The organism is Streptomyces sp. NPDC001153, assembly GCF_053598315.1.
On record NZ_JBSFJZ010000023.1, the window covers coordinates 74,297 to 95,159 of the forward strand.

Here is a 20,863-nt window from a genome sequence, read left to right on the forward strand (position 1 = left end):
CTCCTGCGGTCACGGCGGCCTCGTCAGCCTGCGGTGGCCTGGTCGCCGTGGAGTGACGCGGTGGGCCGGTCGGCTGCCCGGCAGGCGGTGGGGGTGGTGATGAGCGGGAAGGAGCGGGCGGCCGCCAGGAAGCCGAGCGTCGTCAGCACGAACGGCCATGTGAACGGGTGGCCGCCGGACGGGGCGAGGAGAGCGGCGACGGCCGGGGTGAGGGCGGTCGCGGTCGCGGCGCCGAGCAGCGCGTACGGCAGCGTCTTCCGGGTGGCGGGCAGGAACACCCCGCAGAGTGCCATCGCGACGAGAACCGCGTTGTAGCCCAGCGTGCCGTCGGTGATCCGTGCGGCCGGTGTGCCGAGCGCCCAGGTCGTCAGGATGCCTGTCGCGCTGCCGGCGCAGGCCACCCACCCTGCGACCCGGCTCGCCAGGAAGAGGCCGGCCAGCAGCAGGGCCCCCGCGTACCACTGCTCCAGGAAGAAGACCTGGGACACGTTGCGGAAGAACGCTCCTCCCACGTCGTTCCAGCTCAGGACGGTGGGTCCGGAGCCTGCGCGGGGCAGCGCGGCGATGCTCCGGGCCTGGGGCCAGAGCCGCCGGAAGGCGGGCGCGGCCAGGGTGACCGCGCCCGCCAGCAGGCAGTAGGGCATGGTCAGGGTCGGCAGATCCCAGACGTGCAGCACGCGCGTCAGGGCCGCCGTGACGACCGTGACCACGAGGCAGGCCGCGGCCGCGAGCACCATCGTGGCCGACCGGCCTGCGCCGAGGAACACGGCGAAGCAGAGTGCCGTCAGGCAGGAGTTGAAGCCCTCCAGCCCCGCCCGCACCCGGTCATGGGGAGCGCCCAGCAGACGTGCGGCGCCGGTGCCGAGGGCGGCGCCGCCCAGTGCGTAGGCGCCGTACCGCCAGTCCGCCGTCCACAGCGCGAGGGCGAAGACGGCGCCTGCCCCAGCACTGTCCAGAAACATGACCTGAGCCAGGCCGCGCAGCACGCGAATGACGAATCTCGGACCGCGGCCGAGCGCCTGCATCCTCACATGGCGCCGCATACTCAATCCCACCCCACACGTTTTTCCACTTGGTGGCATTGTATTTCCGCATCGCGACATTGTCGTACGATCGAAGCAGACAGGCGGGAACGAGTCGATGATGGATCGGTGCTCGGACAGCCGTGCCGCATCACTGGGAGGTTCCGTATGCTGTCGCTCGATCTCCACCCGATCTTCCGCAACAACCGCGACATCGAACTGGCGCTGCGTCAGTTCCTCTTCAGGGCGAACCATTCGGGCGAGCCCGTTGCGGAGATCATTCCGGGCAAGGGTTCCGGGCGGCTCAGGTCTCGCGTGCTCGCGTTCCTGGACCAGCAGCACATCAGGAAGCTGTACGTCCGGCGCGAGGTCGACACGGGCAACGCCGGACGCATTCTCGTCTACTTCCAGTGATCACGCGGCTCTACAGCGGGGCGGGCGAGGAGGCTCCGGCGATCAGCAGGCGGGGGGTCCCCGAGCCGTCCGCGGGCACGCTCCACAGGTCGCTGCTGCCGACCCTGCCGTTGGCGGGCAGCGCGTAGGCGACGGTGTGGTCGTCGAGCCAGGCGGCCTGGTCGTCGACGCTGTGGCGTTCGGCCAGCGCCGTCTCGCGCAGGGTGCGCAGGTCGAGGACGTACTCGTGCCAGAGGTCGGTACGGGACAACACACGCTTCTTGAAGGCGACGCGGGTCCCGTCGGGGGACAGCGACGGGCACTCCACGTTCTCGACGAGGGTGGTGACCGTGTGCCGGGAGATCGAACCACGGACCAGGTAGGTCTTGTCGGAGCTGTTGAGGGTGGCGTAGAAGGTGTCGTCGTCGGCGGCGAAGGTGACGCCCCAGAAGTTGATGTCCGAGGCGTGGTAGGGCTTGCCGTCCTTGACGACGGAGAACGTCTCCAGGCTGGGAGTCAGTCCCATGGTGCGGGTGTCCAGGATCGAGGTCCGGGTGGAGAAGAAGGCGGAGGAATAGGACTCGCCGGAGACGAAGACGGTCCAGGCGACGAAGCGGCCGCTGGGCGACACCCGGGCCCGGCTGGGGGTGCCCGCGAGCGGGTAGGTGCGCCGGGTGCGCAGGCCCGCGTCCAGCAGCAGCGCGCGGTTGCTCTGCTTGAGGACACCGGGGTTGGACTGCAGGCAGATGCCCGTACCGGCGGCCGCGTAGAAGCGCGCGCACTTCAGGCCCGAGGCGGTCCGCCCGCCCTCCGGGTCCGTGGACGGTACCGAGGCGACCGCGGTGCGGTGCGGGCCGGGGGTCGCGTTGAGGAAGGCCAGCCGGCCCTTCTGGTCGAGTGTGAGCCTGCCCGCGCGGACGGCCGGACCGCCCGACCGCGACTGGTTCGCCCGGTCCGCGCGGTCCGCGGCGTGCAGGACCAGGCCGGTGCCCAGGCCCGCGAGCAGCAGGACCGCCGCGACGAGTATCAGCAGACGGCGGCGCAGCGATGTCATCCGGATCCTTGTGGCTGTAGTGGTCATCGGGTTCCGCCGGCCGGCCGCAGCACCACGGCCGCGACGGCCGCACAGCACAGCAGGCCGACCGCCGAGCCGGCCAGCGCCGGGCCGTCTCCCCACGCCGTCCAGGCGGCGCCGAAGGCCAGTGAGCAGCAGAACCGGGCCAGCGCCTGGCTGGTGCCGACGATGGCCAGGCCGCTGGCGCGCAGGTGCTCGGGCACGAGGCCCGCGAGGGCGGCCGGGAGCACACCGTCGGTGGCCGCGTAGAACGTGCCGTGCAGGGCGAGGACGACAGGGGCGAGGAGCGGTGTGCCCGGGGCCCACAGCAGGAGGGCGTAGGCCGTGAGCAGACCCACGTGCCCGGCGAGGAACACGGAGCGCCGCCCGACCCGGTCGGCCAGCGCGCCGACGGGCACGGCCAGCAGCAGGAACACGACGGCCGTACCCAGCGGCAGCAGCGTGAACCACTCCTCGCCGACACCCGTCCGGCGCTGCAGGAGCAGATACACGAAGGCGTCGCTGACGGTGGTCAGGCCGAGCAGCGCGGCACAGCCGGCGAGCGCCCGCAGCCGTGGCAGGCGCAGCAGCGCCAGCACCTCGCGCACGCGGACGGGCGGCCTGCCGCCCCTCACCTCCCCATGGTCGGTCCCCTCGGATGCGTACGTCAGGTCCGCTTCCTCCGTCTGCGGGCCTTGCCGTCCGCCGCCCCTGCCCCGCTGCCCGCCGGGTACGAAGAGCACCAGCACCACCACACCGAGCGCGGCGACGCACGCGCTCACGCCGAACACGGCGTCGTAACCGTCGGCGGCCGCGCGCAGGATGAGGAAGGCCGCCAGCGGACCGAGCATCGCGCCGGTGGTGTCCATCGCCCGGTGCACACCGAAGGCCCGGCCCTGGTTCTCGGCCGGCGTGGACAGGGAGATCATCGCGTCCCGTGGCGCGGTGCGCAGGCCCTTGCCGGTCCGTTCCAGCGCCAGCACCGTGCCGAACGTGCCGAGGCTGCCGGCGAACAGGAGCAGCGGCTTGCACAGCGCGGACAGACCGTAGCCGAGCCCGGCCAGCAGCTTGTGGCCCCGCACCCGGTCGGCGAGGTGACCGCCGGTGAGCTGGACCAGCGCGCTGACGCCGTTGTACACGCCGTCGAGGGTGCCGAATCCCAGCGGGCTGAAGCCGAGCGTGGTGACCAGGTAGAGCGGCAGGACGGCGGTGACCATCTCCGAGGAGACGTCCGTGATCAGGCTGACCGTGCCCAGCGCGAGCACGACCGGGGCGACCTTCGGCCCCGGGCCGCGTCTTCGGCGCCGGTCGGTGCCCGCCTGGACAGGTGCGGAGCGGTCGGTGAGATACAAGACAAGGCTCCAGGTGCGGTGCGGTCAGTTCTGCCGGCTGCTCTCGTCCCTCAGCCAGGTGCCGAAGTCCTGTGCCCTGATGGCTCTTTCGGCCCCCCGCCGGGCGGCGATCGCCGCCACGACGAAGACCACGACACCCGCGAAGAGCCTCGGCTCCCTGCGGATCAGGGCCCTCAGATCCGCCTTGCTCGTGCGCGCCGAGGCCGCTCCCGGCCGGTGATGCTGCTCGACCTGGGCGGTGGACACCGCGGCCCGGATGCGCCGCTTGATCAAGTCCCGCCAGGTGCGCGGCGGTTGGATCACGACACTGGCCGCGCCGACCACGAGCCGCTCCTCCGGGGCGAACGCCAGGGACGCGGCCAGGTCGTCGGCCATCAGCGGCGGCAGCGCGGCGATCCGGGCCTGTCCGGCCTTGGACACCGCGATCACGCCCCGCCCGAACAGCCCCTCGCGTACGGCCGGGAGCCGCTGCCACACCTGGTAGTAGGCACGCACCCGCCAGGCACAGGCGGTTAGCGGGATCCGCCGTTCGGGAGCGGTGGCGAGGATGCCCGAGTCATCGTCGCTCAGGGGCTCGGTCAGCGCCCGTACGTCGGCAGCGGTGATCACGACGTCGGCGTCCACGTAGAGACGCGGGAAGCCGCGCGCGTGGTCGTCACCCGACCGCAGGGCGGCGTGCTTGGAAGGGACGGGGATCTCGACCACCCGGACGCGCGGGCCGCGGGCGGCGGCGATCCGGGCGGTGTCGTCCGTGCAGCCGTTGCAGACGACCACGATGTCGGTCTCGTCCTCCTCGTCCTCCTCGACCTCAAAGGAGTCGGCCAGCAGCGAATCGAGGAGCCGGCCGATGACGCGCGCCTCGTTGTGGGCCGGGATCACGATGCTCGTCACCCGGGCAGTATGGCCTCGAAGTCGCCATTGCGCTGTGTGTTCCGTCCAACTGTTCCCGTGACTGCGTCCCGTGGTCTAGATTGAGGTCCGCCGGACCGGTTTGGGAGGGGTACTTGCCCTTGACGGTACGTCAAGGTGCGGCGTCGTGAACCGGATGCGAAACAGGCAGTAACCAACATGCAGGAAGCATGAGGCGGTTGGGGAACCGCTGAGGGCTTCCTCGTCTTTTTCGGTGCCGCTGTGTGGAGGAGACACATGCGGTGCCGATCCAGCCCTGGCTGCGCACATGCGACCGCAGGTCCTGTTGCGTTCGGCCAGGGGGAGCCGCGCATGTGGTGGGGGGACATGACCATTGAGGTCACGCATGAGCAACTGGTCGTGGAACACAGACGTCCGGAAGCTCGCCGAAGACGCTGGGAACGGAAGTACCGGACAGTCCTGCTGGTCGCGGACGGCCTCGCCGCCGTTGCCGCGGCCTTAGTGATCCACGGGGCGTACGGCCGCTGGGCAGTGGCCCTGGCGCTGCCCCCGACATGGATCGTGGCGATGCTGGCCCATCGCTCCTACGATCGCAGTGCCCTCGGCCTGGGCAGCGAGGAATACCGCCGGGTGCTGCGCGGAGCCGTCGCCCTGCCGGCCCTGGCCGCCCTCGCGTACTGGCTGTTCACGCGCGATTCGGGCCTCCTTCATGACATGAGCGTGGCCGCGGTGCCGGCCGCCGCGATCGCCCTGCCGGTCCGCTACACGCTGCGCCGCCGGCTGCACCGCCGGTGGACGCGAGGCCGGGACCGGAGCACGACCCTGCTGGTCGGGCCCTCACGGGGCATAGTGGAACTGGTCGCCGTGCTGCGGCGCGGCGGCGTACAGGAACTGCAGGCCGCCGGTGTGTGCCTGAGTGATCCGCAAAACGCCGCGGAGATCCGCAAGTTGGGGCTCCCCGTCCTCGGCGGCATCGGTGACATGAACGACGTCGTCCGGGCCCTGGGCGTCAGCACCGTCGTGGCGCTGCCGGTACCCGGGACCGACGCCTCCGCCCTGCGCCGGATGGGCTGGACGGCGGCCGCGCAGGGCGTCGACTTCCTGCTGGCCCCCGTGCTGGCCGACGTGTCCGCCTCCCGGCTGGTGGTACGGCCCGCCAACGGGGTGCCGCTGCTGCGGATCCAGGCACCGAACCTCTCGCGGACCTCCCGCCTGCCCAAGGAACTGCTGGACCGCACGCTCGCGGCGGCGCTCCTGCTGCTCCTCGCGCTGCCCATGCTGCTGATCGCCCTGATCGTCCGGCTGGACAGCTCCGGGCCCGCCCTGTTCAGACAGCAGCGGGTGGGCCGGTACGGCGACCACTTCACCATGCTGAAGTTCCGTACGATGCGGCCGGACTCGGAGGCCCTGCGGGCGGAACTGGAGCACCTCAACCAGAACAGCGACGGCCTGCTGTTCAAGGTGAAGGAAGACCCGCGGATCACCCGGGTCGGCTCCCTCCTGCGCCGCAGCTCGCTCGACGAACTGCCGCAACTGCTCAACGTCGTCAAGGGCCACATGTCGCTCGTAGGCCCCCGCCCGCCGCTGCCCGAAGAGGTCGAGGAGTACACGCCGGACATCAAACGCCGGCTGCTCGTCAAGCCCGGGCTCACCGGACTCTGGCAGGTCAGCGGCCGCTCCGACCTGCCCTGGGACGAGGCCGTCCGGCTCGACCTCGGATACGTGGACAACTGGTCCATGAGCCTCGACCTGTCGATCCTGCTGCGCACCGGGTCCGCGGTGGTGCGGGGAACGGGGGCCTACTGATGAGCCTGCGAACGGACCGCCCGCGAACGAACCGCCCACCGATGGACCGCCCACCGATGGACCAAGGGGAGAGGAACCAAGTGACGCAGACCACGCAGCCGTTGGGGGTGGCGGTCGTCGGGGCCGGCTACTGGGGCCCCAACCTCGTCCGCAACTTCCAGGCCAGCGAGCGGTTCCGGCTGCGCCTGCTGTGCGACCTCGACGTGGACCGGGCCCAGCGGGTCCTCGGCGCCTACTCGACGGTCGAGGCCACCGCGGACTACGCGGCCGTCCTCGCCGACCCCTCCGTGGACGCGGTCGCGGTGGCCACGCCCGCCGGCACCCACCTCGACATCGCCCTGGCCGCCCTGCGCGCCGGCAAGCACGTCCTCGTGGAGAAGCCGCTCGCGGCGACCTACGCCGACGGGGTGCGCCTGGTGACCGAGGCGGAGGAGCGCGGGCTCACCCTGATGTGCGACCACACCTACTGCTACACCCCCGCCGTCGGCCGCATCCGGGAACTCGTCCGCTCCGGCGAACTCGGCGAGATCCACTTCGTGGACTCGGTCCGGATCAACCTCGGCCTCGTCCAGAAGGACATCGACGTCCTGTGGGACCTCGCCCCGCACGACCTGTCGATCCTGGACTTCATCCTTCCCGACAACGTCGAGCCGGTCGCCGTCGCCGCCCACGGCGCCGACCCGATCGGCGCCGGACAGGCCTGCGTGGCCTACCTGACGCTCACGCTCAACACCGGCGCCATCGCCCACGTGCACGTCAACTGGCTGTCCCCGACCAAGGTGCGCACCACCATGGTGGGCGGCGCCAAACGCACCCTGATCTGGGACGACCTCAACCCCCTGCAGCGGGTGGCCGTCTACGACCGGGGCGTGGACCTGGCCTCGCCCCAGGAGATCGGCGACGACGAGCGCCGGGACATGCTCGTCTCGTACCGCTCCGGAGACATGGTCGCGCCCGCCATCGGCGAGAAGGAGGCGCTGCGCGGCATGGTCGACGAGTTCGGCGACGCGATCGGGCAGGGCCGGGCGCCCCTGACCGACGGCCGGGCGGGCCTCCGGGTGCTGGACATCCTCGAGGCGGCGTCCCGCAGCCTGGAATTCAAGGGCGCGGTCGTCGGCCTGCGCGCCGGACGTTGAGCGCACCCCATTCAGCGTATCCGATTCCCTGAGAGGGCAAGGCAGTTGAGCAGCGTACGCGGCAAGAAGATCCTGGTCACCGGGGGAGCGGGCACCATCGGCTCCAACCTCGTCGACCTCCTGGCCGAGGGCGGCGCCCGCGAGATCGTCGTACTCGACAACCTCGTGCGCGGGCGGCGGGCCAACCTCGCCCGGGCCCTGCCCAGCGGCGTCGTGGACATCGTCGAGGGCGACGTCCGCGACGCCGCGACCGTACGGAAGGTCACCGAGGGCTCCGACCTGGTGTTCCACCTCGCCGCCATCCGTATCACCCAGTGTGCGGAGGAGCCCCGGCTGGCCAACGAGGTCCTGGTCGACGGCACCTTCAACGTCCTGGAGGCGGCGGCCGAGGCCGGGGTCGCCAAGGTGATCGCCTCCTCCTCGGCGTCCGTCTACGGCATGGCCGAGACCTTCCCGACGACCGAGCGCCACCACCCGTACAACAACGACACCTTCTACGGCGCGGCGAAGGCCTTCAACGAGGGCATGCTGCGCAGCTTCCACGCCATGTACGGCCTGGACTACGTGGCGCTGCGCTACTTCAACGTCTACGGCCCCCGGATGGACATCCACGGCCTCTACACCGAGGTGCTCATCCGCTGGATGGAGCGCATCGAGGCCGGCGAGCCCCCCCTGATCCTCGGCGACGGCACGCAGACCATGGACTTCGTCGACGTCCGCGACATCGCCCGGGCCAATGTGCTCGCCGCCGAGTCGGATCTCACCGACGAGGTCTTCAACATCGCCAGCGGTACGGAGACTTCGCTGAAGGAACTCGCCGAGGGCCTGCTGGAGGCGATGGGGGCACAGGGCCTGGAGCCGGTGCACGGCCCCGCCCGCGCGGTGAACGGGGTGACCCGGCGCCTCGCGGACACCACTCAGGCCGCCGAACGGCTCGGGTTCACCGCGCGGATCGACCTGCGTACCGGGCTGCGGGACCTGGTCGAGTGGTGGCGCGCAGAGCGGAAGGCGGCCAAGTGAGCACCGACCGCATCCCGGTGATGATCCCCTGGCTCGGTGAGGAGGAGGCCCGGGCCTCCTCCGAGGCGGTGCTGTCCGGATGGGTCGCCCAAGGGCCCCGGGTCGCCGCCTTCGAGCGGGCCTTCGCGGAGAGGGTGGGCGCCGAACACGGCATCGCGGTCAGCTCCTGCACCACCGCCCTGCACCTGTCGCTGGTCGCGCTCGGTCTTGGCCCCGGCGACGAGGTCGTGGTGCCCTCGCTGTCCTTCATCGCCACCGCCAACGCCATACGGTATGTCGGCGCCCAGCCCGTCTTCGCCGACGTCGACCTCGCCTCCGGCAACCTGACCCCGGCCACCGTCGACGCGGTCCGCACCCCTCGCACCAGGGCCGTCCTCGCCGTCCACCAGGGCGGCGTACCGGCCGACGTGCACGCCCTGCGCTCCGCCTGCGCCGACTGGGACCTGCCCCTGGTCGAGGACGCGGCCTGCGCCATCGGCTCCACGGTCGGCGGCAAGCCCGTCGGGCACGGCGCACTGCTCGCCGCCTGGTCCTTCCACCCCCGCAAGCTGGTCACCACGGGCGAGGGCGGCATGATCACCACCGATGACCCCGAGTGGGCGGCACGCCTGCGCCGGCTGCGCGAGCACGGGATGAACGCCTCGGCGGCCGAGCGCCATGCGAGCAACAAGCCGGTCCTGGAGAGCTACCTGGAAGTCGGCTACAACTACCGGATGACGGACGTCCAGGCCGCGATCGGCCTGGTCCAGCTCGGCAAGCTCGACGCGATGATCGCCCGCCGCCGTGAACTGGCGGCCCGCTACGACACGTTGCTGCACGACGTCCCCGGCCTCACCCCCGTACGCGACCCCGCGCACGGCCAGAGCAACTTCCAGTCCTACTGGGTACTGCTGGACGAGGACTTCCCCGTCGGCCGGGACGACCTGCTCGCCGCGCTCGCCGAGGCCGGGGTCTCCGCCCGGCGCGGGATCATGGCCGCGCACCTCGAACCCGCCTACGCGAGCCACCCCTGCGCTCCGCTGCCGGTCACCGAGCGGATCACCCGCGACTCGCTGATCCTGCCGCTGTTCCACACGATGACCGAGGCCCAGCAGGACCGCGTCGTGACGGCACTGCGCGAACAGGCCCGAAGATGAACGGGCTGCTGATCGTCGGCGCGGGCGGGTTCGCCCGGGAGACCGCACAGGCCGTACGGGACGCGGGCGAGTGCAGGCTGCTCGGGCACCTGGACGACAACCCCGCCCTGCACGGCACCGAGGTGGACTCCGTCCCCGTACTCGGCGGCTGCGACCTGGTCCACGACCTGCCCGACGCCGGGGTGGTGGTCTGCGTGGGCAACCCCAGGGACTACGCGGCCCGCGCCCGGCTGGTCCGCAGGCTCGGCCTGTCCGCGAACCGCTACGCCACCGTGATCCACCCGACGGCGGCGGTGTCGGCGACCTGTGAGGTCGGCCCCGGCTCGGTCCTGCTCGCGCACTGCGTCCTGACCGCCGCCGTACGGGTGGGCGCGCATGTCGCGGTGATGCCGCAGGTCGTCCTCACCCATGACGACGTGGTCGAGGACTGCGCCACCCTCGCCTCCGGCGTCCGCCTGGGTGGGGGCGTTCGGCTGGAGCGGGGCGCCTATGTCGGCTCCGGGGCGCTGGTCCGGGAGGGCACGACGGTCGGCGCGTGGTCGCTGATCGGGATGGGGAGCAGCGTGCTCGGCGACGTTCCGCCGGGCGAGGTCTGGGTGGGGAGCCCGGCCCGGCGGCTGCGCGCGGCGGACACGCCCGCGCTCGACGAACTAGCGACGCGAACAGGACGTGCGACGCGAACAGTGGGGGGACCGCTGACATGAACCAGATTCCGCTCGTGGACCTCAAGGCGGCCCACGAGGAAGTGGCCGACGAGGTACGGGCCGGATTCGAACGGATCCTGGCCGGCACCGCGTTCATCGGAGGCGACGAGGTCCGCCGATTCGAGAACGCATACGCGGACTTCGGCGGTGTCGCGCACTGCGTGGGCGTCGCCAACGGCACGGACGCCGTCGAACTCGCCCTCCGCGCACACGGGGTGGGGCCCGGCGACGAGGTCGTGATACCCGCCAACACCTTCATCGCCACCGCGGGCGCGGTGGCGAGGACCGGTGCGCGACCGGTCCTCGCGGACTGCCGGCCCGACACCTACCTGCTCGACCCTCAGGCGGCGCTGGACGCGGTCGGCCCGGCCACTCGCGCGGTCGTACCCGTCCACCTCTACGGACAGATGGCCGACGTGCCGGAGTTGGCCGGCCAACTGCCCGACCGTGTAAAGGTCGTTGAGGACGCCGCCCAGTGCCAGGGTGCGACCCGCGACGGCCGGTCGCCCGGCAGCGGCGGCATCGCGGCCACCAGCTTCTACCCGGGCAAGAACCTCGGCGCGTACGGCGACGCGGGCGCGGTGCTGACCGACGACGAGGAACTGGCCGGCCTGGTGCGCGCGATCGCCAACCACGGCGGCATCGCCAAGTACCGCCACGACGTACCCGGCTTCAACAGCCGTCTGGACGGGCTGCAGGCCGTCGTCCTGCGGGCGAAGCTGGCACGGCTGGCGGACGGCAACGCGGCCCGCCGGGCAGCCGCGGCCCGCTACGACGCGCTGCTCGCCGACCTGGCGGCCGCCGGGCGAGTCGTGCTCCCGGCGACGGCGCCCGGCAACGTCCACGTGTGGCACCTGTACGTCGTCCAGGTCACCGGCGCGGACCGCGACGCCGTCGTCGGCAAGCTCAACGCGGAGGGCATCGGCGCGGGGGTGCACTATCCCGCCCCGGTCCACCTCACGCCGGCGTACCGCCATCTCGGCCACTCCCGCGGCGCCTTCCCGAACGCCGAGAAGGCGGCGGAAGGGATCCTGTCGCTGCCGCTCTTCCCGCAGATCACCCCCGACCAGCAGCAGCGCGTCGTGCACACGCTCGCCGACGCGCTGGGCAGCTGACCGGTCCCGGACTTCACGCTCCACCCCGGCCGCACGGGCCGGTCCTGCACAGCACCGCTGAGAGGTACACATGAACAGATGGAGCAGACGGCTCCGGGGCGGCCGCCTCGCCGTCGTGGCAGCACTGATTTGGGCGGTGCTCCCGCAGGCCGCGACCGCCCAGGCGGCATCCGATCCGTGCGGCACGGGCTCGAACCCGGTCGTCTGCGAGAACTCCAAGCCGGGCAGCCCCAAGTCCGACTGGTTCTCGCCCAACGCGTACGGCGACATCCAGGGCTTCTCCACCAAGGAGAGCGTCCAGGCCGGCGACACCGTCCAGTTCAAGGTCCAGTCGAAGGTCCCGTACCACATCGAGATCTACCGGCTGGGCTGGTACGGCGGCGACGGCGCGCGCGAGCTGTCCACCGCGGCCCAGGCGGCCGTGACCTATCCGGCCAACTACCTCACCAAACCGGCGAGTTGTACCACCAAGAGCAGCACCGGCCTGGTCGACTGCGGCAACTGGCCGGTGACCGCGAGCTGGACGGTGCCCAGCGACGCCGTGTCCGGCCTGTACGTCGCGAACCTGTCGCAGACGGACGGCAACGGCCTCATGCCGTACCCGTTCGTCGTCCGCAAGGACTCCAGCACCTCCGACGTCGTCGTACAGACCAGCGACCAGACCTGGCAGGCCTACAACCACTACGGCGGCCAGGACCTCTACGGCGGCGCCGGGCCCGCGCCGGACGGCCGCGCCTACGAGGTCAGCTACAACCGGCCGCTGGACATCGGCGGCGACAACGGCATCTACGGCTCCGAGTACATGATGCTGTCCTGGCTGGAGCGCAACGGCTACGACGTCAGCTATCTGTCCGGCGTGGACGTGTCGTCGACCAGCGGTGCCACCCTGCTGGAGAAGCACAAGGTGTACATGTCCTCCGGCCATGACGAGTACTGGACGCAGAGCCAGTACTCCAACGTCCTGGCGGCCCGGAAGGCCGACGTGCGGGAGGCCTTCTTCAGTGGCAACGAGGTCTTCTGGAAGACCCGGCTCGCCCCGAGCAACGACGGCACGAACACGGCGGACCGGACCCTGGTCTGCTACAAGATGACCAAGATGGCGCAGAACAACGGCGTCGCCGACCCCAGCGGCATCTGGACCGGCACCTGGATGGACCCGACCAGCACCCAGTACGGACAGACCTACCAGCCGCCGAACATCCTCACCGGCTCCATGTTCCAGGTGAACGGCTACCGCAGCGACGCGATCACGGTCCCCGGCTCCTACGGCAGGAACCGGATCTGGCGCAACACCTCCATCGCGAACCTCACCGCCGGCCAGACCGCCACCTTCCCGACGGGCACCCTCGGCTACGAGTGGGACAGCGACGTCGACAACAGCACCAGACCCGCCGGCGCCATCGACGTGTCGTCCACGACGGTGGACGTCAACGACGGCAAGCTCCGCATGGACTGGGGCAACGTGTACGGCAACGGCACGGCGACGCACAACCTGGTCGAGTTCCGCGACCAGGACTCCGGGGCCCTGGTGTTCGGGTCGGGGACCGTGCAGTGGTCGTGGGGCCTGACCAACGTCCCGACCTACAACCCCGCCGACACGGTGGTCACCGAGGACTCCCGTATGCAGCAGGCGACGGTGAACATCCTCGCCGACATGGGCGTCCAGCCGCTGACCCTGCAGAGCAACCTCGTCGCGGCCGGGGCCTCCACCGACACCACCGGCCCCGCGATCACCGTGTCGAGCCCCGCCTCAGGTGTCACCGTCCCGGCGCTGAAGCCGGTCACCATCACCGGCACCGCCACCGACTCCGGCGGGGGCGTGGTGGCCCGCGTGGAGGTGTCCACTGACGGCGGAACCACCTGGAAGGCAGCCAAGGGCCTCGCGTCCTGGAGCTACAGCTGGACCCCGACGGCCCCGGGCACCGCGTCCATCAAGGTCCGCGCCGTCGACGACAGCGTCAACATCGGCGCCGTCACCACGGTCCCGGTGACCGTCGGCCCCCAGGCCTGCCCGTGCACCGTCTTCCCGGCCTCGGCCGTACCCGGCACCGTCAACGCGGGCGACGGCAGCTCGGTGGAGCTCGGCGTCAAGTTCCGTACCACGGCGGCCGGTTCCATCACCGCCGTCCGCTTCTACAAGTCGCCCGCCAACACCGGAACCCACACCGGCAGCCTGTGGAGCGCCTCCGGCACCCGCCTGGCCACCGGCACCTTCACGGGCGAGACGGCCTCCGGCTGGCAGCAGCTGAACTTCGCCACCCCCGTGAGCGTCAAGGCCAACACCACCTACGTCGCCTCGTACTTCGCGCCCAACGGCGGATACTCCTACGACGGTGGCTACTTCACCTCCGCTGACGCGGGCCTGGCTCCGCTCACCGCGCTGAAGTCCGGCACAGACGGCGGCAACGGCGTCTACCACTACGGCTCGACCAGCGCCTTCCCGTCCTCGCAGTCCTCCGGCAGCAACTACTGGGTCGACGTGGTGCTGGACACCTCGACGGCCAGCACGACCCCGCCCACCGTCACCGCCACCTCCCCGACCTCCGGGGCGACCGACGCGTCGATCACGGCCCCGGTGTCGGCCACCTTCAGCTCTGCCGTCGACCCCGACAGCCTGACGTTCTCTCTGAAGGACCCGGCCGGCAACTCCGTCCCGGGGGCCATCACCCTCCCAGCGTCGAACAAGGCGACCTTCACCCCGTCGACGGAGCTGGCACTGCACACCGCGTACACCGCGTCCGTCCAGGGCTCCGACGTCTGGGGCAACGCCATGGCGGACCCGGTGACCTGGTCCTTCACCACCAGTTCCACCCCGCCCGCGGTCACCTGCCCCTGCACGCTGTGGAGTTCCTCCGCCGTGCCGGCCACCACCGACATGACCGGTGACGCCAACTCCGTCGAGCTGGGCACCCGGTTCACGTCCTCGGCGAACGGCTGGGTCACCGGCGTCACCTTCTACAAGGGCACCGGCAACACGGGCACCCACACCGGCAGCCTGTGGGCCGACGACGGCACGCTCCTCGCCACCGGCACCTTCACCGGCGAGACGGCCTCCGGCTGGCAGCAGCTGACCTTCGCCACCCCGGTGGCCATCACCGCCGGCACCCCGTACGTCGTCTCCTACCACGCGCCCAACGGCAACTACGCGGTGGACGGCGGCTATTTCGCGGCAGCCCACCAGTCGTATCCGCTGACCGCCACCGCCGACACCACCGCGCACCACAACGGGCTCTACCGGTACGGCGCCGACTCGGCCTTCCCCAACAGCTCGTACGGATCCGCGAACTACTGGGTCGGCCCGGTCTTCACCGCCGACAATCCCAGCGGGTCTCTGGCGACGGCCACCGCCTCGGAGGTGACCGCGTCCTCGGTGACACACACCGCCGACGCGGGGAGCGCCCTCGTCATGGCCGTCACCGACAAGTCCGTGTCCTCCGTCGACGCGACCGTGACGATCCTGCCGGGCCCCCAGGCGGCCGCCGCCAGGAAGCTCCACGTCACAGCCGTCACCTCCTACGACCGGGCCGGCCACAAGGTGTCCGTCCACCTGTCCGCCCCGCTGCCGGACGGCACACGGTTCACGGTCACGGTCACGGCCCGGGACAAGCACCACCACACGGTGACGTCCCGCAGCTGGACCCTGACCAGCACGACCGTCCGCAAGAAGAAGAACTGACCGACCCGAACACCGTCGGTGGCCTCCGCCCAGCTCGGGGGCCGCCGGCGGGGATTGGCTTGCCCACCGATGAGCACCGTCAGTGTTGTGATCCCCTGCTACAAGTACGGCCATTTCCTCGCCGACTGCGTCAGCAGTGTCCTGGACGAGCAGAACGGCGTCGACGTCCGGGTGCTCATCATCGACGACGCCTCGCCCGACGACTCGGCGGAGACCGCACACAAACTGGCCGCCGCCGACCCGCGTATCGAGGTCCGCGTCCACGCAACCAACAAGGGCCACATCGCCACCTACAACGAGGGCCTCCTGGAGTGGGCCGACGGCGACTACGTCGCCCTCCTGTCCGCCGACGACCGGCTGGTCCCGGGCGCGCTGGTACGGGCCGCCGCACTCCTGGACGCCCACCCCGAGGCGGGATTCGCCTACGGGCGTCCCCTGCGCTTCCAGCACGGCGGCCCGCTGCCCAAGGCCCGTACGCGGAGCACGGGTTCGGTCGTCTACCCCGGCCAGTGGTGGCTCGAGCGGCGCTTCCGCGAGGGCACCGGCTGCATCACCTCGCCGGAGGTCGTCGTCCGCACCAGCCTGCAGCGCACGGTCGGCGGCTACGACCCGGCGCTTCCCCACGCCGGCGACATCGAGATGTGGATGCGGCTCGCCGCACACGCCGACGTCGGCTACGTACGCGGCGCCGACCAGGCCTTCTACCGCGTCCACGGCAAGAACATGTCCACCACCGACTTCGGCGGTCAGCTGGACGACCTGCGCCAGCGTCTCCTCGCCTTCGACTCGGTGCTGGCCAAGTGCTCCGACCGGCTGCCCCAGGCCGACCGCCTGGCCCACGAGGTGCACACCCGGCTCGCCCGCTTCGCACTGCGCCGGGCCTACCGTGCCTACGACCGGGGGCGCACGGCGCTGGTGCCGGTCGCTGACTGCGTGGACTTCGCCGAGCAGTGCCTGCCGGGGTACGAGACGCTGCCCGAGTACCGCGCGCTGCGCCTGCGCAGACGGATCGGTCCGAGGGCGATGCCGTATCTGCAGCCGCTGGTGTGGTCGGCCGTGGCCGAGCGCGGGCGGGAATGGCTGTGGTGGGAGTCGTGGAAGCGGCGCGGTATCTGATGAACGACCAGTTCTGCTCAGCCGGTCGCGGGAACGGGACCCGCGTGCCGTCGGGCCGCGGCCTGACGGCGCCCCCTCACATACCGGTCGAGCCACAACGCGCCGACCACACCCCCGGCGAGGCCCAGCAGGGCCGTGCCGGCCAGGCCCCGGCTCTTGCTGCCCTGTACCTCCGCGGCGCTCGGGGAGGTCAGGACGGAGGCGGTGATCCGCGACCCGGCGGGCACTCCTTGGGCCGTCTGCATCTCTTCGACGTGCTGGGTGTAGACGCCGATGATGCGGCGCACCGCGGTGACGGCCGCGTCAGGGCCGGACGCCTGCGACTGCACCTGCAGGGAAGGGATCAGGTAGCGCGGTGTGGCGCTGGTGCCGCTGTTGCGGGGGACGAGGTGGTAGGTCCCGCGGACGCCCGCCGCGTTCAACTCCCCGGCCCCGGCGGGGGACTGCAGCTGCTGGACGACCGCGTAGGAGACCACGGCGAGCGGCGGCTGCAGATTGGTGAACTGGTTGGGCTGGTTCCGCGTCACCGGCGGTTTGAGGACGACCACCGCGGAGCCGACGTACTGGGGGGCGGGGCGCAGCACGTGGTACGCCCCGGCGGCCGTCAGCAACAGCGCGACCACCAGGACGTACCAGCGGCGGAGCAGCGCATCGGCGACGTTCCCGGGCGACATACGAGTTCCTTCCGTCACCCCCGATACTGGCAGGACGCGGGGCTGGATGCCACCGAATGGGGGGATGGTTCGTGAGCCTTGGTGAGATATGGGCCATTCTGCGCAGACGTTGGTACTTCATGGTGCCCTTCACCCTGCTCAGTCTGCTCGGCGGCGCGTATCTGTACGTGACCGTGCCCGTCTCCTACCAGTCCCAGAGCTCCGTGGCGCTGCTGGACTCCTCCGCCGTCGCCCGGCTGGCCCCCACGTTCGGCAACCCCATCTCCAATGCCGGCGGTTCGCTGATCGTCACGGCCGACGTGCTGATCAGGACCCTCGAATCGGCCGACGCCGCCAAGGAGTTGCAGAGCCGGGGGGTCACGGATCCGTACACGGCCGGCTTCGCGCCGGAGAGCGAGAGCCCGCTGCTCTCGCTCAGCGTCACCGGAACCGACCGGGCGAAGGTGCTGCGGGAGACCAACACCCTGACGGACTTCGCCGGTGAGCAGCTGAAGGCCCTGCAGGCCGCCGCGAAGGTCCCGCCCACCTACTTCGTCCAGACCGCGCCGGTCGTCCTGCCGCAGACCCCGGTGTCGAAGTCCAAGAGCCGCTACCAGGACGTCGCGGCGGTGGTCATCCTGGGCGTCGTCAGCGCGTTCCTGCTGTCGATCCTGCTGGAGGGCGTCGCGGTGGTCCGCCGGCGGCGGCGCGCCGGGAACGGCCTCGCCCCGCGCCCCCGGGATGCCCCCGGCCGCCGGCGGGTACGAGCAGGCCTGCTCGGCCGACGGGTCGACGCCACGGCGGTCCTCACCGTCTACCTGGTGCTGGCCTTCTTCATCCCGTCCAACCTGGCCCTGCCCGCGCTCGGCGGCGTCGGCACCCCGGCCAACGTCTTCGCCCTGCTCGGACTGTTGTGGTACCTCGCGACCTGGCTCGGCGGCCGTATCCTTCCGGCGCCGGGGACCAGGACCCCCCGGGTCGCGCTGTGCGGGCTCGGGCTGGCCGTGCTGGCGGCGTACATCGCGGACGCGATGCGCGAGAGCTCGCACGAGGAGGTCCTCGGGGCCGACCGAGGGCTCATCGGATTCCTCGTGTGGGTGTCGCTCGTCGTCCTGACCTCGGCGGCCCTGCAGGAGCGCGGCCGGCTGGACGTCCTGATGCGCCGGATGGTCGTCATGGGGTCCGTCGTGGCCGCGATCGGCTTCTACGACTTCTTCGCCGCCACCAACATCGCCGACTCCATCCACATCCCCGGGCTCCAGACCAGCGTGGCCCAGGTGAGCGTCATGGACCGCGGCGCCTTCACCCGGCCCCGGGCCACCACGGCCCAGCCGCTGGAGTTCGCCGGCATGCTGGCGATCCTCCTGCCCTTCGCCATCCAGCAGGCCCTGGATCCGGTACGACGCCACCTCCACGCGCTGCGCCGCTGGGGCCCGGTGCTGCTGATGGCCGGAGCGCTGCCCCTGTCGGTGTCGAGGACCTCGATCATCGGCCTGCTGCTGGTGGCGCTGGTGCTGGTGCCGCGCTGGAAACCGGCCCGGCGCTGGGCCGCGATCGCCGTGATGGCGGCCTCCGTGGCCGTGTTCAAGGTCCTCGTTCCCGGACTGATCGGCACGATCACGGGCCTGTTCGCCTCGTTTCTCTCCAACTCCGACAGCAGCACTCAGGCCCGTACGGTCAAGTACAGCGCGATCATGCCCTATCTGAAGGAACATCCGTGGTTCGGACGGGGCTTCGGCACCTTCACTCCGGACCTGTACTTCTTCACGGACAACCAGTACATGCTGGGCCTGGCCGAGATGGGCGTGCTCGGGCTTCTCGCCCTGCTCCTGCTGTTCATCACCGGCATCCACCACGGCGGCACCATCCGGCGCCTGGCCCGCACCGAGTCCGATCGCGAGCTGGGCCAGGCCTTCTTCGCCTCGTCACTGGTCGCCATGGTCATCAGCGCCACCTTCGACTCGCTCAGCTTCCCCATGTTCGCCGGCATGTTCTTCCTGATCCTGGGGGCGGGGGGCAGCTATCTGGGCTTCGTACGGCGCGAGGCTGCCGCCGCCGCGGTCCAGGGCCCCGGTCAGACCACAGAAGTCCAGCTCCCCCAACTCGTGGAGTCCCGATGAGCCCCGTCGCCGTCATCGTCGTCACCTGGAACAGCGCCCCGGTGCTCCCCGGGTTCCTCGCCGCGCTCGGCGAGGGCATGGCCGGCCTCGACTGGCGGCTGGTGGTCGCCGACAACGACTCGGCGGACGACACCGTCGAGGTTCTCCAGAAGCTGGCCCCCGACGCCACCATCGTCCAGACCGGCCGCAACGCCGGGTACGCCGCCGGCATCAACGCGGCGCTGGGAGCCGCCGGTGAGTACGGCGTCGCTCTCATCTGCAACCCCGACATCCGGATGCGGCAGGGCTGCGCCGAACGGCTCGTCGAGCGCCTCGGCGACGGAGTGGGGATCGCCGTACCCCTTCTGTACGAAGAGGGCCGGGACACGCCCCACTACTCGCTGCGCCGCGAGTCGAGCGTGCTGAGGGCCCTCGGTGAAGCCGTCATCGGCAACCGCCGGGCCGGGCGGTTCCCGCGCCTCAGCGAACTCGTCACCGACCCCGCCGCGTATCGACGGCCCACGCGCGCGGACTGGGCGACCGGCGCCCTCATGGCCGTCTCGGCCGACTGCCTGGCCGCCTGCGGTCCGTGGGACGAGTCCTTCTTCCTCTACTCGGAGGAGACCGAGTACTGCCTGCGCGCGCGGGACCTGGGGTACGGCACGCAACTGGAGCCGACGGCCGAGGCGGTGCACCTGGGGGGCGACTCCCAGGTCTCGCCCCGGCTGTGGGCCCTGCTCACGCTCAACCGGGTGCGGTTGTACGGGCGGCGCCACGGCGCCGTCGCAACGGCGTGCTTCCGAGGTGCCGTGTTCCTGCGCGAGACGTCGAGGGCGGCCCTCGGCAGGAGGGCCAGCAGGGCGGCGGCGGCCGCGCTGCTCAAGCCGGGCGCCCTGCGGGCCACTCCAGGACCTCAGCCGGACCACGTCGTGTAGAAACTCCCGGGGTTGACCAGGTACCGCACGGTGGCGTACGGCACATGGCGCACGCGGTGCCGGCGGCCGTACCGCCGGACCAGCTCCCAGTCCTCACGCGGGAGCACGTCCGGCGTGCGCCGCAGACGGCTGAAGTGCAAGGCCCGGTTGCGCCGCGCGACGAACGCGTTGGTGTCCAGAAAGGACTCACGAGCGGCCCGGCGACGGTCGAACGGCACGGACAGGATGTCCCGCTCCCTCCCGTCCGGCAGGACACGGCGCAGCGCCGTGTAGACGCCGTCCGGCCCGCCGGGGGACTCCAGGACCGCCAGCGCCCGTTGGAGATGGTCGGCTTCCCACAGGTTGTCGTCGTCCAGGAAGGCCACGTACCGCGAGCGGGTGAGGCGGATGCCGACATTGCGCACGACGCCGGCCACGCCGGTGTTGCGCGCCAGCGAGACGGCGAACAGCCGTGGGTCGTCGGGGAGTTCGGGGAGGCCGGCGCCGTCGTCGACGACGACCACGACCTGATCGCGCACGGTCTGTGCCAGGGCCGACCGGACGGCCGCCCGCAGTTCGTCCGGGCGGCGGTGGGTGGCGATGACCGTGGCGACGAGGGCGGCGGGCAGGGGTGCGGCGGCGGCCGCGAGGCGGCGGACCTCTGCGCCTTCGAAGCGGCGCAGCCGCAGTGCGGAGGGCAGGAGCAGGACCTTGTTGCGCAGCTCGAAGAGGACGAGCCAGCCGAAGGTGTGCTTGAGGAGCTCCCAGGGGGCGCGGGCGATGCGTCGCATGATCCT

At 71.3% G+C, this 20,863-nt stretch carries 17 protein-coding genes; 11 read left to right on the top strand and 6 right to left on the bottom strand.

Annotated features, from left to right (window positions below):
• Nucleotides 1-23: 23 nt before the first annotated feature.
• Nucleotides 24-962 (bottom strand): urea transporter, encoded by a 939-nt coding sequence (locus tag ACWDEN_RS25615; RefSeq protein WP_450860226.1) that lies wholly within the window; start codon nucleotides 960-962, stop codon nucleotides 24-26.
• 228 nt (nucleotides 963-1,190) lie between these two features.
• Here ACWDEN_RS25615 and ACWDEN_RS25620 point away from each other — a divergent pair, with 228 nt between their 5' ends.
• Nucleotides 1,191-1,436 (top strand): Smr/MutS family protein, encoded by a 246-nt coding sequence (locus ACWDEN_RS25620; RefSeq protein ID WP_450860227.1) that lies wholly within the window; start codon nucleotides 1,191-1,193, stop codon nucleotides 1,434-1,436.
• 10 nt (nucleotides 1,437-1,446) lie between these two features.
• Here ACWDEN_RS25620 and ACWDEN_RS25625 read toward each other — a convergent pair whose 3' ends face one another.
• From ACWDEN_RS25625 to ACWDEN_RS25635, 3 genes are read right to left on the bottom strand one after another with little or no spacing between them, the layout of a single operon-like run.
• Complete coding sequence (locus tag ACWDEN_RS25625) at nucleotides 1,447-2,469, bottom strand: TolB family protein (protein WP_450860228.1); 1,023 nt, start codon at nucleotides 2,467-2,469, stop codon at nucleotides 1,447-1,449.
• A 23-nt stretch (nucleotides 2,470-2,492) separates the two neighbouring features.
• Complete coding sequence (locus tag ACWDEN_RS25630; protein WP_450860229.1) at nucleotides 2,493-3,821, bottom strand: MFS transporter; 1,329 nt, start codon at nucleotides 3,819-3,821, stop codon at nucleotides 2,493-2,495.
• A gap of 24 nt (nucleotides 3,822-3,845) precedes the next feature.
• Nucleotides 3,846-4,712 (bottom strand): glycosyltransferase, encoded by an 867-nt coding sequence (locus ACWDEN_RS25635; RefSeq protein ID WP_351602724.1) that lies wholly within the window; start codon nucleotides 4,710-4,712, stop codon nucleotides 3,846-3,848.
• 345 nt (nucleotides 4,713-5,057) lie between these two features.
• Here ACWDEN_RS25635 and ACWDEN_RS25640 point away from each other — a divergent pair, with 345 nt between their 5' ends.
• The 8 genes from ACWDEN_RS25640 to ACWDEN_RS25675 all read left to right on the top strand — a co-directional run bounded on the left by ACWDEN_RS25640 (nucleotide 5,058) and on the right by ACWDEN_RS25675 (nucleotide 16,400).
• Nucleotides 5,058-6,497 (top strand): exopolysaccharide biosynthesis polyprenyl glycosylphosphotransferase, encoded by a 1,440-nt coding sequence (locus ACWDEN_RS25640; RefSeq protein WP_351602726.1) that lies wholly within the window; start codon nucleotides 5,058-5,060, stop codon nucleotides 6,495-6,497.
• A gap of 80 nt (nucleotides 6,498-6,577) precedes the next feature.
• Complete coding sequence (locus tag ACWDEN_RS25645; protein ID WP_351602728.1) at nucleotides 6,578-7,633, top strand: Gfo/Idh/MocA family protein; 1,056 nt, start codon at nucleotides 6,578-6,580, stop codon at nucleotides 7,631-7,633.
• 45 nt (nucleotides 7,634-7,678) lie between these two features.
• The gene (locus ACWDEN_RS25650) at nucleotides 7,679-8,653 is read left to right on the top strand and encodes an NAD-dependent epimerase/dehydratase family protein (RefSeq protein ID WP_351602730.1); all 975 of its coding nucleotides are present in this window, start codon (nucleotides 7,679-7,681) and stop codon (nucleotides 8,651-8,653) included.
• On the top strand, nucleotides 8,650-9,789 hold the full coding sequence (locus tag ACWDEN_RS25655; RefSeq protein WP_351602732.1) for a DegT/DnrJ/EryC1/StrS family aminotransferase: 1,140 nt from the start codon (nucleotides 8,650-8,652) through the stop codon (nucleotides 9,787-9,789). The genes ACWDEN_RS25650 and ACWDEN_RS25655 overlap by 4 nt, the downstream gene beginning before the upstream one ends.
• Entirely contained in the window at nucleotides 9,786-10,493 is a 708-nt protein-coding gene (locus ACWDEN_RS25660) for an acetyltransferase (RefSeq protein WP_351602734.1), read from the top strand. Before ACWDEN_RS25655 ends, ACWDEN_RS25660 begins: the two co-directional genes overlap by 4 nt.
• Nucleotides 10,490-11,608, top strand: a complete 1,119-nt coding sequence (locus ACWDEN_RS25665; RefSeq protein WP_351602735.1) for a DegT/DnrJ/EryC1/StrS family aminotransferase — start codon at nucleotides 10,490-10,492, stop codon at nucleotides 11,606-11,608. The genes ACWDEN_RS25660 and ACWDEN_RS25665 overlap by 4 nt, the downstream gene beginning before the upstream one ends.
• Before the next feature lie 115 nt (nucleotides 11,609-11,723).
• Complete coding sequence (locus tag ACWDEN_RS25670; protein ID WP_351602736.1) at nucleotides 11,724-15,284, top strand: DUF4082 domain-containing protein; 3,561 nt, start codon at nucleotides 11,724-11,726, stop codon at nucleotides 15,282-15,284.
• Between the two features lie 69 nt (nucleotides 15,285-15,353).
• Nucleotides 15,354-16,400, top strand: coding sequence for a glycosyltransferase family 2 protein (locus ACWDEN_RS25675; protein ID WP_351602737.1), 1,047 nt, complete (start codon nucleotides 15,354-15,356; stop codon nucleotides 16,398-16,400).
• A 17-nt stretch (nucleotides 16,401-16,417) separates the two neighbouring features.
• Here ACWDEN_RS25675 and ACWDEN_RS25680 read toward each other — a convergent pair whose 3' ends face one another.
• On the bottom strand, nucleotides 16,418-17,074 hold the full coding sequence (locus tag ACWDEN_RS25680) for a hypothetical protein (protein ID WP_351602738.1): 657 nt from the start codon (nucleotides 17,072-17,074) through the stop codon (nucleotides 16,418-16,420).
• A gap of 71 nt (nucleotides 17,075-17,145) precedes the next feature.
• On the opposite strand from ACWDEN_RS25680, the gene ACWDEN_RS25685 reads away from it, so the two are divergent.
• Together ACWDEN_RS25685 and ACWDEN_RS25690 are read left to right on the top strand one after the other, a co-directional pair.
• A complete protein-coding gene (locus ACWDEN_RS25685; RefSeq protein WP_351602739.1) occupies nucleotides 17,146-19,173 on the top strand; it encodes an O-antigen ligase family protein in 2,028 nt (675 codons plus the stop codon).
• Nucleotides 19,170-20,087, top strand: coding sequence for a glycosyltransferase family 2 protein (locus ACWDEN_RS25690; protein WP_351602741.1), 918 nt, complete (start codon nucleotides 19,170-19,172; stop codon nucleotides 20,085-20,087). The genes ACWDEN_RS25685 and ACWDEN_RS25690 overlap by 4 nt, the downstream gene beginning before the upstream one ends.
• Here ACWDEN_RS25690 and ACWDEN_RS25695 read toward each other — a convergent pair.
• Nucleotides 20,066-20,857, bottom strand: coding sequence for a glycosyltransferase family 2 protein (locus ACWDEN_RS25695; protein WP_351602742.1), 792 nt, complete (start codon nucleotides 20,855-20,857; stop codon nucleotides 20,066-20,068). The two genes, ACWDEN_RS25690 and ACWDEN_RS25695, sit on opposite strands and share 22 nt — an antisense overlap.
• Nucleotides 20,858-20,863 lie beyond the last annotated feature (6 nt).